This is a genomic window from Vibrio sp. D173a, from assembly GCF_030248475.1.
Window position 1 is genome coordinate 1 of record NZ_JAHGAH010000757.1, and the last position, 1,107, is coordinate 1,107.

The 1,107-nt window shown below is 46.0% G+C and carries 1 protein-coding gene and 1 pseudogene; both read right to left on the reverse strand.

What is annotated here, in order from left to right; translation table 11 throughout:
- Nucleotides 1-447 (reverse strand): hypothetical protein (locus KIV40_RS29045; RefSeq protein WP_285352695.1); only part of this gene is annotated, 447 nt, incomplete at its 3' end.
- A gap of 192 nt (nt 448-639) precedes the next feature.
- Nucleotides 640-1,020: pseudogene (locus KIV40_RS29050) on the reverse strand (isocitrate lyase); the annotation flags it as partial.
- Nucleotides 1,021-1,107 lie beyond the last annotated feature (87 nt).

Genomic DNA, 1,107 nt, shown 5'->3' on the forward strand with positions numbered 1-1,107 from the left:
AATACCACACTCTTGGTATACCTTAGCTAAGTGTGCCATGAAGTTCTCGCCGATACTCATCATTAATAGGCTCATTGCACCCACGTCCGGTCTTATTTTTGCTCTTTGTTTTTCTGATAAGTTAACCGCCAGTACGAGAGGTTGCTCATCACCTTCGAAACGCACGCTACGTTCACGCACCGTTTGTTGCGCCCAGTAGTAAGCTAGCTCTTTACTTTGAGTCAGGAATACTGGCTCTGTCGATTCGGTGTAGTTATTGCCAATCGTGGCCATTGTTTTCTGCGCGGCTTCATTCAGTGCTTTGTCTCCAGAGCGTTTCAGCCCTTGACCTTTAATCGAAGCAAGTAAGGCTGAAGAGGTCCCGTGATACCAAATATCGCCGGTTGCAAAGCCATCGTCAGTTAGCAGTTCTTTTGCATCTTGTAAGTAGGTAGGTACAGAAGTCATAGGCACTCTCAACAACATGAATGGTATTAGTGTAGCCAGAAGAGCGAGAAGGAACAGTGGCTTATCACGCAAATCTGGCTTTTGAAAAAATCGCGTTTTGTTTATTTGATACCAAGCCTTCGGGGAATAAAAGCTTAGTAAGGTGAGCTTCCCCTCTCACTAGGAGAAGAAGAGAGGAAGCTCGTTAAGCGATTAGTCAAATTGGTGTGAAGTATTCAACTCACCCGCAGCTTTCAGTGCGTTCTCACCAGCAAAGTACTCTTTGTGATCATCACCCATATCTGAACCAGACATGTTTTGGTGTTTAACACAAGCAATGCCTTGGCGAATCTCTTTACGTTGAACGTTTGCAACATAGCCCAGCATACCTTGGTCACCGAAGTACTCTTTCGCTAGGTTATCTGTAGATAGCGCAGCCGTGTGGTACGTTGGTAGCGTGATTAGGTGGTGGAAAATACCTGCTTCACGAGACGCATCTGCTTGGAAGGTACGGATCTTCTCATCAGCACGCTTAGACAGCTCAGTTTCGTCGTATTCAGCACTCATTAGGCTAGCGCGGGCGTATACAACAACTCACCATCATTCAACTGGACACTAAACTTCCGTCAACAAGCATACGATGCAATGGTTGAAGCTGGTGAAGACGTTTCTGCATACGAC